Below are 13324 nucleotides of genomic sequence, written 5' to 3'. Positions count from 1 at the left end.
TCTCATTTAGCTAGATATTTAAGACTATTCTGCAACCATCTTAACATATTGTTTTAAGACAGGTGTAATCGTGAAAACGGTTTCAGCTTCACAGCTCAATTTTGTAATTATTCCCCGTCTGGCTAAAGATTGAATTGCTTTGAGTAATTCGCCGTGCGAGCCTTGATATTTTTCTCTTAATTGGGGAATAGAAGCGGGTGCAGTTTCGTTGGCAAGAAGAGCGATCGCCTGTTTTTCTATTTCCGACAACCGCTGATAGTGCTGCTGCAATATCGGTGTCAATTCATCGCTTAAAAATACTGGTTGATAGCTTAAATATTGAGAGACTCTACCGCCAAATAAGTTGTTAATGGTTTGAGCGACTAATTTTAACCAGAGGGGATTACCTTGATAAAGGTTAATCAATTCTGGCCATTGTTCTTCATCCAATAAACTTTTATCTCTAAGAATTTCTGTTGCTGCTTCACCTAAACCTGTTAACTGCAACAAACATACTGCTGAATTATCGTCGGTGAATGTGAGGATGTCTGAGGGTGGTTCCCAACTATTGAGGATTAAGCAGCTATTGTGGGGAATTTCGCCGATGAGTTTAAATAGGGTTCCGTAATTTTCATATCCGGGTTTATAATGTCCTGCAAGTTGCCCGCTGCTGAGAATTTGCTGCACGTCATCGAGGATGATGAGACAGCGATTTTCGCGCAATGTTTCTATGAGGATTGATAACTGAACATCGGTGTTGGCGGGTATGTTAACTTCTGGTTGATTTGAGAGTAATTGAATGAGGGTTTTGAGGGTGGTTTCGAGGGGTGGGGAGGTGCGGAGACTGCGCCAGATGATGCGATCGAATTGAGTTTGAATTTGGGGGATGAGGTGACGGGCGATCGCGCTTTTGCCGGCGCCTGCCATACCTGTGATGGTGAGGAGGCGGCAGTTTTGGCGGGCGATCGAGTTTTCGAGGGCGGTGAGGGGTGAGTTGGGGCGATCGTAGAAGGTTTTGAGCTCTGGTGCATCTCTTAAATCGAGTTTTTGTTGGGTGTTGTTTTCATTTGAGGTTTGTGTTGGGGGTGAGTTTTGTGGAGTTTTGGGAGGGTGGGATGTTTCTGGGCAGAAGTTATTGATGTTACTTTTTTGTACAATATTAAAGTTTACGAAATTAGAACATTGAGAAATTTCATATCTTTCCATTGTTGCTCTAAAGTTAGTTTTTTTTAGTTTTTTATCAGTTAGCCTGTCTCTGAAGAGCCTGAATAACTTGGAGGCTACTTTTTTAATGTGAGTCTCACTACAATTGCAAGCTTTTGCTATCTCCAAGTATTTCTTGCGTTCCCAAATACCTCGCAGTGTATCCTTTTGAATGTCATCCAAATATTTTCCTGTTGTGTCCACCGCCAGTTCATCAGCTAATTTCAATACTTCTTGAACGTCCATAGGTCATACAGATGTTAATGTTGTAGCCATTATCCCACTTTTTCCTGCTTTTTCCTACTTTTTACTACCACATCGCTAATTAAAATATTTTTATACTAACAAAAAAGGTTTTAAAATGAATACCCAAAGATACTTTTTATAGTAGGCAATAATAAAAAATATTAATATAATTCTCTACAAGGCTTTTAAGTAAATACCTAACTTTAGGTAGAGGCTTAAAACGCCCAATGCCATTATTAGCAAATAAAACGTGAAAAATATGTTCAGAACATTTTGGCTAAGTACACTAATGTCTTCAGCAGTCTGCGCGTTAGTAGCAACTAGCACAATTGGTGAAGCTGTTTTCGCTCAAATACCGGGACAAAGACGAGTAATCTACAAGATTTCTGATATAAACCAGTTCGATGCAGACCGATTTTGTAGGAATCAGTACGGAACCTATACATCTGCTCGCCTCGATCCTGAGAGGGATCGTGTTATGTGTGGGACACGGCGTTCTTCCACACAAACTCAAACGGGTGGGCAAGCCGGAACAAGCGGAGTAAATGGTACAAGAAATGTCACGGTAAATAACCCTGAGTGGAAAGAGGAGTTTCATCATCTCTCTGAGGTTTGTGAGGATAAGCATTCGGGCAAAGGTACTTGGGTTGGCGATGGAGGACGTTCTTGTTACGATAGCTACTGGACATGGTAGACTCAATATCCACAATGTGTGTTGCCTAAAAGGTTCGGACAAACATTAGGGGAAAAAGGCGATTTTGCAAAGCAGGTTCGCCTTTCTTTAATCCAATTTTTAGTGAGGGAGCGATCGCCCTTCCTTTTTTTAAAAAATATCGCTATTTATAAGTGACTACTGATACTCTACTACCGCCGCGATCGCCCTGGCAATTTCCTCCATATCAGTAGTCGAAAGTTCTCCTATTTTACGAATGAATCTTTGTACATCCATACCCCGTAATTGCAACATGTCCACTGCCGAAACTTTCGTTAAACCATTAGCAATATCTGGCTCAATCTTAACGTGCCAGATATTGCCAGCATAATATTTTTTCCAATCTGTGATAGGTGCAGCCAATTTCACTGGTAACTTGCCGACACTATCAGAACTTACCACTACAGCCGGACGGATTTTTTTGATTTCTGCTCCCACTGTTGGGTCAAAATTAGCCAACCAAATATCGCCCCGTTTAGGAGAAGGAGAGTTAGTAGTCAATTAAATCTCCTGCTTCTAATTCTTGCCATTCTCTATCTTCTTGGTAATGTTGCAACATTACCTCAGCTTGTTTTGCTAGAATATTTCGCCTCTCTTCTAGCGACAATTGCATAAATTCTCGGCGACTGGGATAGTCGGCTAGTGTTGGTATTTCTAAAGCTATATCAATATCTAATGACTGTGCTTTTCCTGCGGAAATTTCCTGTTTGGCGCGCTGTGCAGCCACAATCAGCGATTGTTGTGTGTTCTGAAAAGATATATTCCACTCCTCTTCATCCCTTAACTCTTCAAGATATTCTCGCAAATGTTCAACCACTTTGTCTTGAAGAGTTTCTGGCAAAGATTCCATGATTTTGACCAAAGTGGCGATCGCACTTGATGACATAGCTTTATCCTCCATTGTTGAGCCGAACTATCCCGCAGGAATCGCTCTTTCAATATATCTAAAGATTTCTCAAAAAATCTTCAACAGAAATCCCTGCCTGATTTAGAATACTTTTGAGAGTTCCAACTGCCAAATTTTTGCGCTGCACTGGTACTACACAGCCAACCTCGATCGCGCCTTGAGGATTAGACTCATCATCGATCGGTAATTGTTTCTTCAAAATAGCATGGCTGCCTCTCTGCCGTACTTGAATAAAGCCTAAGCGTTCCAAAGCCCGGATGGCTTCTGCACTACTAACTCGCGGTAGTTTAGGCACTCAATACCTCAAATGTAGTTAGCAGACGGCGGGAAGTTTTAGGCAGAGGGAATTCTTCTAAATAAAGTTCCGTTGCTTCTTTGAGATTGGCGATCGCCTCTTCTATCGTTTCTCCTTGGCTAGCCGTTCCCACTTCAGGACACTCGGCTACATAAACATCCTCTTCCCAATAAACAATTGCCGTGAAAGTACAAGACATTTTTTTGCCAAATTCTCCATACTCAATGTAGCATATCCAGCACCGTTTTTCAGTCGCGATCGCGCTTCCCATCCCCCTATCGCAAAAAAGTGCGTGAAGCGCAGCTATCCCGAAGGGAATCGCCCTCATTAACTTCTTACCTTTTGATACAAACCGTCTGAAGATTCTGCTATTTTAGGCAGACTACCATCCTTAATAGCTTTCATCAAATCTTCGCGCAACGCTTCTAAAAAATAGCGATCGTTGCCGATATCTGATGCTTCATCCTCATCCAATTCTTCATCCTTCAAACATTCTCGGTATGCCTCGATCCGAAACTCAAGAGCTTCGATAATAAATTGTACATCCTTAAAAGATAGAATCATCTGAACTCCCTTTTTAATCTTTACACTCACTTGCCACTATGCTAACCCACTCTGTTTCAAAGCTGCTAAAGCTGAAAATCGTCAACTCACTTTGTAGAACGATGCACTTATCAGTCGAAGAGACTCCTTGTACTCCTCTATCGGCATAATATGACTCGGTTTCCACAACCAATGATCGTTGTGGTCATTAACTAAATCAAGCGCGGCAGGAATTTCACTCTCCGCATCTAACTTCCACCAGTTTTTGTCGCTTCTTTGAGTAGCAAATGTCGAAATCCCACCTCCTAAAGTAGGATTTACCCAAATTCGACCATTTTCTTCATAAGCAGCAACATCTTTGTTCGGTCGGACATTATCCATTCTAGGTGAATTAGCGTTGCCTTGCCGATATAGAGCGATCGGTGTTTCTGCCATGTCTCGATCGAAGATTCCCAGCTATGTAGAATTTATCATAATGACTATACAATCTAATCTGCTGGCTTGCGACGATCGCCCGCCCAACACCACCAATACCTCCAGACTTGCTACTGTAAAGAGAGTTAGATTTAATCAAAATCAGCGCAAGCAATTATGAGCGGTACTGTTACATCCCCCAACAACCTCAACCAGCAGCGATCGCCCTCAACGGCTATTACAGCCTCGAACAGTTCCCTGCTGGGCGACTTCATCCAAGAAACACTCGCCTTAACCAAGCGCCTGTTTATTCAATTGCAGCGGCGCCCCTCCACGCTAGTTGCAGGCATTATTCAGCCGCTGATGTGGTTGGTTTTGTTCGGAGCTCTGTTTGAAAATGCTCCCGCAGGCTTGTTCGGCGAAAGCCAGAATTACGGACAATTTCTCGGCGCTGGTGTAATCGTTTTTACTGCCTTTGCCGGGGCGCTGAATGCCGGTTTGCCGATTATGTTCGATCGCGAGTTCGGATTTCTCAACCGCTTGTTAGTCGCGCCGCTGGCTTCGAGATTTTCGATAGTCCTGGCTTCGGCTATTTTTATCGTCACCCTGAGTTTCATCCAAACCGGCACAATCGTTACAGCGGGGGCGTTTTTGGGCGCGGGATTCCCCGGAATTGCCGGACTGGGGGCGATCGCCCTAATTGTCCTGCTGTTAGTTTTGGGCGTCACCGGCTTGAGTCTGGGTTTAGCTTTTGCTCTCCCCGGCCACGTAGAATTAATTGCGGTAATTTTTGTTACTAACTTGCCGCTGTTATTTGCCAGCACAGCCCTCGCGCCGCTGTCATTTATGCCAGAGTGGCTGCAAGTTGTGGTGACTCTCAATCCTCTGAGTTATGCGATCGAACCCATCCGCTACCTGTACCTGCACAGCGATTGGTCGTTAGCAAGTGTGGTGATGCAAGCTCCTTGGGGTAATGTTACCTTTGGAGGAGCGCTGTTAGTATTGCTAGCCTTTGATTTGGTGGCGCTGCTGAGCATTCAACCGCTGCTGCGACGCCGGTTTGCGTGAGGAAGGGCGATCGCGGCAAATCTGCGGGCGATCGTTTAACCTGCACCATCAATTGTAGGGACACGGCATTGCCGTGTCCTTAGCCCAATCGAAGTAATACAATCAATGGTGGACGGATTCGCAGTCAATGGTAGGGACACGGCATTGCCGTGTCCTTAGCCCCAGCCAAGTAATATAATATTTAGTCGCAAGTCAGAATATTGTTTAGATAGAATTGTTTTTTTGAAAGTTCAACTAATAAATTATGAACACCAAAACTTCTAAATCGGGCAAATTGATGATTGGGATTGCTGCAAGCGCGATCGCATCCTGTGCTCTGTTCTTGCCTCAAGCAAGCTTCGCTCAAGCCAGCGGTTTAACTAATTCCCCCCAACCGCTGCAAGACTTTCAAACTCAAGACAATACCGACCCTTTTTCCGGCCGCAGCAGCGGAAGCGGAATATTTGATTTAATTCACAGATCCCAATTGGGAGGCGGCCGCAGCATGGAAGAATTTAATAGCGAACAGCGCCAAAATTTGAACGATGCGGCAGCAGAATTTCGCAACAAACAGCGCCAACTACTGGAAAAGCAAGCTGTACCTTCTGAAGGAGCGATCGCACCAGCAGAAATTACCGCCCCCGTCCCTTAAATTTACAAATGCTGTTTGCTCATTTCTGAGTCCGCGTGGGCGAAGCCAGCGCTTAGGCGGACGAAAGTTTGTCTAGCAGCGATTTCAAGATCCGAATCTTATCTAAAAACCATCGCCCTTAATCCCGTTCCAACGACGCCCGCATTTTACCCGGATTAAGCAAACCGTAAGGATCGACCAACTCTTTAAACTGCAACTGTTCCACATTAATACTTTTCATCCCTCCATCTTCCAATATATAAGTGTGAGGATTAGCAATCAGTGCGCCTTGCTTTTCGTGATACCGAATAATTTCATTCAGCCGTGATTCCGTAGTGTAGCGAACTATTTGCAAAGCTGCGGCGATCGCCCTGCCGTTCATCCGCAAAAACTCCAAGTGCATCATCACCTCATCCCCATAATAATTGTACAGTTCCTCAATCAATTTCAAACCTTTATCTGGGGGAAAAAGCGTCTGCAAATAAGTCAGAGACGGGTCAGCGCTGCGAGCGTGCAGAGTTGTATGATTCCAAGTAAATTCAGCAATTGCTGCACCTTTGCTCGCTGCTTGCGCGTTTTTTTGATAGCAAATTGTGCCGCCATATTCGCCCACCAAATCTTGCAGCGGTTCCAGACAAGATTCAGCTACCATTAACAAAGCGCAGTGCTTACCTTCAGGAATCTCCTCGCGGAAAGCAGCAAAATAAGCAGGAATCGGCCAAGCACAAACACAAATTAGTTTTTTGATAATTCCGTCCGCATCGCCCAAAGCTTGACCGAAGTTTGCCGCTGTCATAAAATTATCAAAAGCGACGATAATTTCCGCCCAAGAATAAGCAGGGGCGAGGGGAATTTCTAACTCAGTAATAATCCCATTTGTGCCGTAAGCGTGGTTGACTTTTTGCACTTCATCGCCGCGCAATTCGATGACGCGGGGCTCGTCTTCCATTGTAACTACTCGAACGGCATGAAGATTTCCCCGATCGCGCAATTGCCCGTAAGTTATCGAACCAATTCCCCCGCTACCGCCGCCGATAAATCCCCCAATCGTTGCGGTGCGATAGGTTGAGGGAACCATCCGCAATTCCCAACCGGTTTCTCGCGCTTGTTTGTCGAAAACCGACATTTTCACCCCCGGTTCTACGCAAGCTAAACCCGGTTTTATCCAGCGGATACTGTGCATTTTGGTGGTGTCTAAAATGACGCCGCCGTTGAGGGGAATGCACTGCCCGTAATTGCCCGTTCCTGCACCTCTAACAGTTAGCGGAATTTTGGATTTGACGCAGGCTGCTGCAATCCGCAAAACTTCGGCTTCGCTGGCGGGACGAACTACTAAATCTCCTGTTTTATCACTTAAGAGAGGTTGCAAAACTGGACTGAAGTGATAATAGTCTTGAGATAGCTTGAAAACTTGCGCGCGATCGCTAATTATTTCGATTCCCGAGAGTTCCGAAGAAAAAGCATCCCAGTCAATACTTTGAATCGCAGTTGCAGTCATTTTGTTTCCTAAATCCTGACAGTATTATATATTTGTTCAAGCAGAGCTTAGTAACTAAAAATACTAACTGCAATCTTTCTTTAAGCAGTAAGATGCTGAGGTTTCATCCTACATAGCATAACTGCTTTTTTCAATTAACAAATCCCCCAAACACTGCCATACCGTAATATTTCCAAGGAACTGCAACAGTCTCAAATCCAGATGATGCCAACATCTCTAAATGTGCCGAAAGTGTAGCTAGGCGATCGGGATTAGAATAGCCGTAAGAGACACTCGTCCCCACATTTGCCCGAATTTGTGCTAAAGTTTCCCCCTGACTTAGCGCCCAATCTTCTTCTCTCCTTTGATAAATATCTTTCATTGCTGCTGATTCTGCTAAAGTCGGGTCAGCATTCCAAAAACAGCCACCAGCATTTAAACTTTCGCGAATCCGTCGAAACAATTTCAACTTCATCTCGTCCTCAAGATGGTGAATTGCCAGAGATGAAATGCAAGCATCGAATTTATCGCCCAAGCTGGATAAATTGGGATTGTTCGCCCATTCTCCAAAGTCCATTTCTATGCCAGTCCACCGGGCTGCGTATCCTGCCGACTCTATTTTTGCGCGGGCAAAATCAAGCATTCGCGGCGAGTAATCGACAGCAATTATTTCGACAGATGGGTAGCGTTGGAGAACTTTTAAACTCAGTTCCCCCGTACCGCAGCCGAGTTCTAAAATGCGGTGGTTAGCGCTAGCAATGCAGGCTGTTAATACATCCAGCATTTCGTCATATTTAGGTAAAAGTCGCCGAATGCCGGTATCAAAATCGGCAGTATGGACGAAAACTTCTCCCGGAAAAATTTCGTTGTTTGTAGGTGAGACAGTAGAGTCAGAATTCACGATCGCCAACCATAGACTACAATTGCTATCCTAACCGAGATACAGCAATAAGTGCGTGAAGTAGGGACACAGCAATGCCATGTCCTTACCCGATATCTCAACTGAAAACCGTTATAAAGTTATGCGTACTTTGACGGAGAACCCCAACACTCGCTGTAAATAACAATAAACAATCCCTTGCACTACGCCGTCTGGGTTTAGCCCGACGCCGACAAAGCGACCTGAAAAAGCAGTGTTATGTTAGTAGTGCGTAAAATCACTTAAAGATTCAACCTCACATTTGAGGATACCATGCGCCAGTTAATTTCTCGCAGTCGGGCTGCCATCAGCCAATTAATTTACAAGCGAATTCTCCTTGCAGTGACAATTTTATTTTGTGTAGGCGTAGGATTAGCGATGGCAAATATGTCTCGTCTTTCCTCTACCCTAATTGAATCGCAAGCCCTCCAAAATGCAACGCTATACGCCCAAGCTATTAAAGAAGCCCGCACCCTTTACAGTTCTGATGTTGTCAATCCTCTCAACAGTGATAAACTGATTAACTTTACCCACGACTACAAGCCGAAAAAAACAACAGTTCCTGTGCCAGCAACCTTTTTGATAGAACTAGGTAAACATATCACCGAAAAAAATCCTGAAGTGTCAGTCCGTCTGTACAGCAACTACCCGTTTCCTTGGCGAGAAAAAGAAGGTAAGCCTCAAGACGATTTTGAACGAGAAGCCATCAAATATTTGATGCAAAATCCGACACAAAAATTTTTTAGGAGTGAGGAATTTCGCGGTAAGCCAGCCTTTCGATATGCAGAAGCCGACCCTTTAACTGCTAGCTGCGTTAATTGCCACAACACTCATCCCTACAGCCCTAAAAAAGACTGGAAAGTCGGAGATGTGCGCGGTATATTGGAAATTACTCAACCTCTTGATACCATCACTCAAAAAACTCGCGGCGGACTGAAAAACTTGTTTTTCCTGTTAGCAGGACTTTCAGTGTTAGGGATATTAGGATTAAGTTTAGCTATCAGCAGGTTGCGCCAAAATGCTAAACAATTAGAACAGCGGGTCAGGGAACGCACGGCACAATTGCAAGAAACTAATGTAGAATTGCTGAAAGAACAGGAAAAGAGCGATCGCCTGCTGCTCAATATTTTACCCGAATCCATTGCTGCCAAGCTAAAAGATGGTCAAAGCAGTATTGCTGACGGCTTCGCAGAAGTCACGATTTTGTTTGCGGATATCGTAGGCTTTACCGTGCTTTCAGCACAAATATCTCCCGAAGAATTGCTCGATTTTCTCAACGAAATTTTTTCTGCCTTCGATGGTTTGACGGAAAAGTACGGCTTGGAAAAAATCAAAACAATTGGAGATGCTTACATGGTAGTCGGAGGTTTGCCAAACCCCAGCACCAACCACGCCGAAAGTATTGCTGAAATGGCTTTAGATATGCAGGAGGAATTAGCAAAATTCAATGCCAAACATCATGCAGGAATTAACATTCGCATCGGCATCAATACCGGGCCTGCAATTGCGGGGGTTATTGGCACTAAAAAGTTCATTTACGACCTCTGGGGCGATGCAGTCAATACAGCAGCCCGCATGGAATCCCACGGGATTGCCGGCGCGATTCAAGTCACAAAATCAACTTACGATATCTTGCAAAGTAAGTATCTGTTTGAAGACAGAGGAATTATCCACGTCAAAGGCAAGGGCGATATGAATACTTATCTGCTTGTAGGCAGGTTAGTCAGCGCAGTTTCGGTTTAATTTGTTTATTATATTATTAAGGGGTCTGCTAGTTAGTCCGGAGTCATCAGTCGTTAGTGGTTAGCCAAGAACTAACCGTTAATGGGTGCTGGCTGTTGACTGCTGACAATTACAGGAATTACATAGGAGATGTGAGGACCCGGTTTCTGCGGCGTTGCTTCCTTGACGCCAAAATTTATTACGAGAAACCCGGTTTCTTTTCCTATGTCCTAAATTAGCCATTTGCAAAATAGTAAATTTTATGCCATTGCGGATTTTATCTTTCTTGGGTTTTTTCAAATCTCGCTTGTCTAGGCAAATAGCTTTGTGGATATTTGCTAGCATTCTTGTCATAGAGGGAATTATTTTAGTTCCCTCTTATTTTCGGCGCGAAAATGAACTTTTAAGTCAATTAGAACAGGTATCTCGGGCGACTGTTGATTCCCTAGAGTTTTTGCTCCAACAAGATATTTCCGATCGCACTTTCTTGCAAGAAGAAGTAAAAAATATTATTAAGGATTCTCAAGTAGTGTTAGGACTGTCTATTTACCAAGCTAACGGTCAGCTAATATATACACTTGGCGAACGCCCCGAAATCAGTTTAAAGCAACTAAAAAATGCTCGTATAGTTCACCATCACAATTTCGATGGCAAGCGCTACGATATTGCTTGGAGGGAGCGACATTTGGGAGGCGATTACATCTTAATTGTTCGCCACGATGCTTCCACCGTTCAACCGGAACTCTACGCATTTATCGGGCGGATTGCGGTTCTAGTCATCATTATATCAGCCTTTGTCACTTCTGTGACTATGTTCTTTTTAGGGGTGACAGTAATTGCACCTATTTTGAGATTGCGCGATGACTTGATCGCTGCCGGAGACGCTTTGAGCAAAGATCGAGAAAAACCTGATTTTTACTCTCTTTCTGTCAAGCGCGATGACGAGTTGGGAGAACTCATGGTCGCATTCAATCAAATGTTTCACCGAGTATACAAGGAAATCGCACAGCGGAAACAAGCTGAGGAAATATTGCGCGCCGAACAAGAAAAGTCGGAACGTTTATTACTAAATATCTTACCGGTAATGATTGCCGATCGCCTAAAACAAGGCCAGATAAATATTGCGGACGGATTTGCCGAGGTTACGGTTTTGTTTGCTGATATTGTGGGCTTTACCGAAATATCTTCGCGCACGTCTCCTGAAGAATTAGTCAAGTTGCTTAACAAAATATTTTCATGTTTCGATAGCTTGAGCGAGCAATACGGCTTAGAAAAAATTAAGACGATAGGCGACAATTATATGGTAGCAGGCGGTTTGCCGCTTCCCTGTACAAATCACGCCGAATCTATTGCCGAAATGGCCCTGGAAATGCAGCAAGAAATTATGAAATTCCGCGACCAATGCGGTGAACCTCTAAATATCCGCATTGGCATTAATACTGGGCCTGTTGTAGCAGGTGTCATCGGCACTAAAAAGTTTATTTACGATTTGTGGGGAGATGCTGTGAATACAGCAAGCCGCATGGAATCTCAGGGACTTCCTGGTAAAATTCAAGTTAGCAGCTCAACTTATGAGTTGCTGTGCGATAAGTATTTGTTGGAAAAGCGCGGTAAAATTAATGTTAAAGGCAAAGGAGCAATGACGACTTATTTGCTGAAAGGCAGAAAAACTTAACTGATAATTTTAACCATCACCCGGGAATACCTGATATGGCGGCAGATGTTGCAGCGCAGCCACTCCTAACACCAAACTTGATTTTTTTGAAGGAACCGCGAAGACGCTTTAGGCGAAGCCGCGCGTCAGCGCTAGGACACGAAGGAAGAGAAGAAGAAACAAGAAAAAATAAAAAGTTCATAAGTGAGTTAAAATTGCTATATTAAAAGGCGACTTAATATTAGTTTGATTGGTAAAAATGACTGCGAATCAGGAACATAATTCTTCAAATTCACCAATTTGGCAGCCCTTCACGCAAATGAAAACGGCTGTCCCGGCGCTGAAGGTAATTTGCGGCAAAGGATCGGTGCTGGAGTTAGCAGACGGGCGGCAAATTCTCGACTGCATTTCTAGTTGGTGGGTGACTGTTCACGGGCACAGTCATCCAGTTCTCGCCGAGGCTCTTTACGAGCAAGCCCAAAAGTTAGAACACGTAATCTTTGCCGGATTTACTCACGAACCGGCAGAGAAACTTGCAAGTAAATTGCTAACTCATACGCCTACTTCTTTAACGCGGATTTTCTTTTCTGATAACGGATCGACTGCTGTTGAAGTTGCTCTGAAAATGGCATTTCAATATTGGCGCAATCTCGGAGAAACTAACCGCACTAGCTTTATTAGTTTTGAGGGAGGTTATCACGGCGATACTGTGGGCGCGATGTCTGCTGGCAGAAGTTCGCTGTGGTGGGAATCTTTTGCACCTTTAATGTTTGCTGGGGATGTTGTTCCTTTTCCGGCGACTTTTGACGGCGACGAGGAGGTGGAAAGCAAGGAGGCTGCGAGTTTAGAGAAGTTGGAGTTTTTGTTAAAGCAGGGCGGCTATGCCGGAATCTTTATCGAACCTTTGGTGCAAGGTGCTGGGGGAATGCGAATGTGCCGCCCTGAGTTTTTGCAGGCGATCGCACAACTTGCCCGCCAGTTTAATGTATTGTTGATTTACGATGAAGTAATGACTGGTTTTGGTCGCACGGGCGAACTGTTTGCCTCTGTTAAATCTGCAACTTCGCCAGATATCCTGTGTTTGTCTAAAGGATTGTCTGGCGGCTGCTTGCCAATTGCTGTCACAATGGCATCGGAGGATATTTATCAAGCTTTCTGGCGAGATGAACCGGACAAAGCTTTTTTTCACAGTCATTCTTACACTGGAAATCCTTTAGCTTGTGCGGTGAGTGTAGCATCGATGGAGCTTTTGGAGCAAAACCCAAGTGTGTATCAAGGGATGGAAAAATTGCACCGCCAATATCTGAATCAATGGCTGAGAAATCATCCTAAACTCGAACGGATTCGGACTTGCGGCACCATCGCAGCAATGGATGTGAAAACGGAAAGCGTTTCCGGTTATTTTAATGACATTGCTCCTGTATTGAAAGCCAGATTTCTCGAAGCGGGGTTTTTGCTCCGCCCCTTGGGAAATACGCTTTACTTGATTCCTCCCTACTGCATTTCTCCTGATGAACTAGAATCGATTTATCGGGTAATTCGTCAGGTTTTGGATACTCTGTAAACCCTTGAATT

At 44.2% G+C, this 13324-nt stretch carries 15 protein-coding genes; 6 read left to right on the top strand and 9 right to left on the bottom strand.

All coding sequences use genetic code 11. From position 1 onward, the window contains the following. Nucleotides 1–24: 24 nt before the first annotated feature. On the bottom strand, nt 25–1428 hold the full coding sequence (locus QUA02_RS04070) for a helix-turn-helix domain-containing protein (protein WP_333025497.1): 1404 nt from the start codon (nt 1426–1428) through the stop codon (nt 25–27). Between the two features lie 478 nt (nt 1429–1906). On the opposite strand from QUA02_RS04070, the gene QUA02_RS04065 reads away from it, so the two are divergent. Continuing rightward, on the top strand, nt 1907–2122 hold the full coding sequence (locus tag QUA02_RS04065) for a hypothetical protein (protein ID WP_333025495.1): 216 nt from the start codon (nt 1907–1909) through the stop codon (nt 2120–2122). A 156-nt stretch (nt 2123–2278) separates the two neighbouring features. On the opposite strand, the gene QUA02_RS04060 is transcribed toward QUA02_RS04065, so the two are convergent. The 6 genes from QUA02_RS04060 to QUA02_RS04035 form a co-directional block, all read right to left on the bottom strand. Further along, the gene (locus tag QUA02_RS04060) at nt 2279–2641 is read right to left on the bottom strand and encodes a type II toxin-antitoxin system PemK/MazF family toxin (protein WP_333025493.1); all 363 of its coding nucleotides are present in this window, start codon (nt 2639–2641) and stop codon (nt 2279–2281) included. Next, on the bottom strand, nt 2631–3026 hold the full coding sequence (locus QUA02_RS04055; RefSeq protein WP_333025492.1) for a hypothetical protein: 396 nt from the start codon (nt 3024–3026) through the stop codon (nt 2631–2633). The genes QUA02_RS04060 and QUA02_RS04055 overlap by 11 nt, the downstream gene beginning before the upstream one ends. A 58-nt stretch (nt 3027–3084) precedes the next feature. Further along, on the bottom strand, nt 3085–3342 hold the full coding sequence (locus tag QUA02_RS04050; RefSeq protein ID WP_333025490.1) for a type II toxin-antitoxin system HicA family toxin: 258 nt from the start codon (nt 3340–3342) through the stop codon (nt 3085–3087). Continuing rightward, a complete protein-coding gene (locus tag QUA02_RS04045) occupies nt 3335–3670 on the bottom strand; it encodes a type II toxin-antitoxin system HicB family antitoxin (RefSeq protein WP_333025489.1) in 336 nt (111 codons plus the stop codon). Before QUA02_RS04045 ends, QUA02_RS04050 begins: the two co-directional genes overlap by 8 nt. Continuing rightward, a complete protein-coding gene (locus QUA02_RS04040; RefSeq protein ID WP_333025488.1) occupies nt 3670–3906 on the bottom strand; it encodes a hypothetical protein in 237 nt (78 codons plus the stop codon). The genes QUA02_RS04045 and QUA02_RS04040 overlap by 1 nt, the downstream gene beginning before the upstream one ends. Before the next feature lie 81 nt (nt 3907–3987). Then, a complete protein-coding gene (locus tag QUA02_RS04035; RefSeq protein WP_333025486.1) occupies nt 3988–4320 on the bottom strand; it encodes a Tse2 family ADP-ribosyltransferase toxin in 333 nt (110 codons plus the stop codon). A 156-nt stretch (nt 4321–4476) separates the two neighbouring features. Between QUA02_RS04035 and QUA02_RS04030 the strand changes: the two genes are divergently transcribed. Beyond that, nucleotides 4477–5367, top strand: coding sequence for an ABC transporter permease (locus tag QUA02_RS04030; RefSeq protein WP_333025485.1), 891 nt, complete (start codon nt 4477–4479; stop codon nt 5365–5367). A gap of 244 nt (nt 5368–5611) precedes the next feature. Further along, a complete protein-coding gene (locus QUA02_RS04025) occupies nt 5612–5998 on the top strand; it encodes a hypothetical protein (RefSeq protein ID WP_333025483.1) in 387 nt (128 codons plus the stop codon). A 118-nt stretch (nt 5999–6116) separates the two neighbouring features. Here the strand turns inward: QUA02_RS04025 and QUA02_RS04020 are convergent, their stop codons facing one another. Further along, nucleotides 6117–7475 (bottom strand): FAD-binding oxidoreductase, encoded by a 1359-nt coding sequence (locus QUA02_RS04020; RefSeq protein WP_333025482.1) that lies wholly within the window; start codon nt 7473–7475, stop codon nt 6117–6119. Nucleotides 7476–7605: 130 nt separating this feature from the next. Beyond that, the gene (locus QUA02_RS04015; RefSeq protein WP_333025481.1) at nt 7606–8355 is read right to left on the bottom strand and encodes a class I SAM-dependent methyltransferase; all 750 of its coding nucleotides are present in this window, start codon (nt 8353–8355) and stop codon (nt 7606–7608) included. A gap of 291 nt (nt 8356–8646) precedes the next feature. On the opposite strand from QUA02_RS04015, the gene QUA02_RS04010 reads away from it, so the two are divergent. The 3 genes from QUA02_RS04010 (at nt 8647) to bioA (ending at nt 13313) form a co-directional block, all read left to right on the top strand. Then, nucleotides 8647–10116: an adenylate/guanylate cyclase domain-containing protein gene (locus tag QUA02_RS04010; protein WP_333025480.1), complete on the top strand. Its 1470-nt coding sequence runs from the start codon at nt 8647–8649 to the stop codon at nt 10114–10116. Between the two features lie 241 nt (nt 10117–10357). After that, nucleotides 10358–11770, top strand: coding sequence for an adenylate/guanylate cyclase domain-containing protein (locus QUA02_RS04005; protein WP_333025479.1), 1413 nt, complete (start codon nt 10358–10360; stop codon nt 11768–11770). 238 nt (nt 11771–12008) lie between these two features. After that, on the top strand, nt 12009–13313 hold the full coding sequence (bioA, locus tag QUA02_RS04000; RefSeq protein WP_333025478.1) for an adenosylmethionine--8-amino-7-oxononanoate transaminase: 1305 nt from the start codon (nt 12009–12011) through the stop codon (nt 13311–13313). Nucleotides 13314–13324 lie beyond the last annotated feature (11 nt).

The organism is Microcoleus pseudofavosus SVA1_A4, from assembly GCF_036700565.1.
Classification (GTDB): domain Bacteria; phylum Cyanobacteriota; class Cyanobacteriia; order Cyanobacteriales; family Microcoleaceae; genus Microcoleus.
This window is presented reverse-complemented; position numbering and strand designations above follow the sequence as displayed.

Coding starts and splice junctions, on each gene's coding strand:
- QUA02_RS04020 (WP_333025482.1), bottom strand. CDS start 7,475: ATGACTGCAACTGCGATTCAAAGTATTGACTGGGATGCTTTTTCTTCG.
- bioA (WP_333025478.1), top strand. CDS start 12,009: ATGACTGCGAATCAGGAACATAATTCTTCAAATTCACCAATTTGGCAG.
- QUA02_RS04045 (WP_333025489.1), bottom strand. CDS start 3,670: ATGAGGGCGATTCCCTTCGGGATAGCTGCGCTTCACGCACTTTTTTGC.
- QUA02_RS04010 (WP_333025480.1), top strand. CDS start 8,647: ATGCGCCAGTTAATTTCTCGCAGTCGGGCTGCCATCAGCCAATTAATT.
- QUA02_RS04055 (WP_333025492.1), bottom strand. CDS start 3,026: ATGTCATCAAGTGCGATCGCCACTTTGGTCAAAATCATGGAATCTTTG.
- QUA02_RS04040 (WP_333025488.1), bottom strand. CDS start 3,906: ATGATTCTATCTTTTAAGGATGTACAATTTATTATCGAAGCTCTTGAG.
- QUA02_RS04025 (WP_333025483.1), top strand. CDS start 5,612: ATGAACACCAAAACTTCTAAATCGGGCAAATTGATGATTGGGATTGCT.
- QUA02_RS04065 (WP_333025495.1), top strand. CDS start 1,907: ATGTGTGGGACACGGCGTTCTTCCACACAAACTCAAACGGGTGGGCAA.
- QUA02_RS04070 (WP_333025497.1), bottom strand. CDS start 1,428: ATGGACGTTCAAGAAGTATTGAAATTAGCTGATGAACTGGCGGTGGAC.
- QUA02_RS04005 (WP_333025479.1), top strand. CDS start 10,358: ATGCCATTGCGGATTTTATCTTTCTTGGGTTTTTTCAAATCTCGCTTG.
- QUA02_RS04035 (WP_333025486.1), bottom strand. CDS start 4,320: ATGGCAGAAACACCGATCGCTCTATATCGGCAAGGCAACGCTAATTCA.
- QUA02_RS04030 (WP_333025485.1), top strand. CDS start 4,477: ATGAGCGGTACTGTTACATCCCCCAACAACCTCAACCAGCAGCGATCG.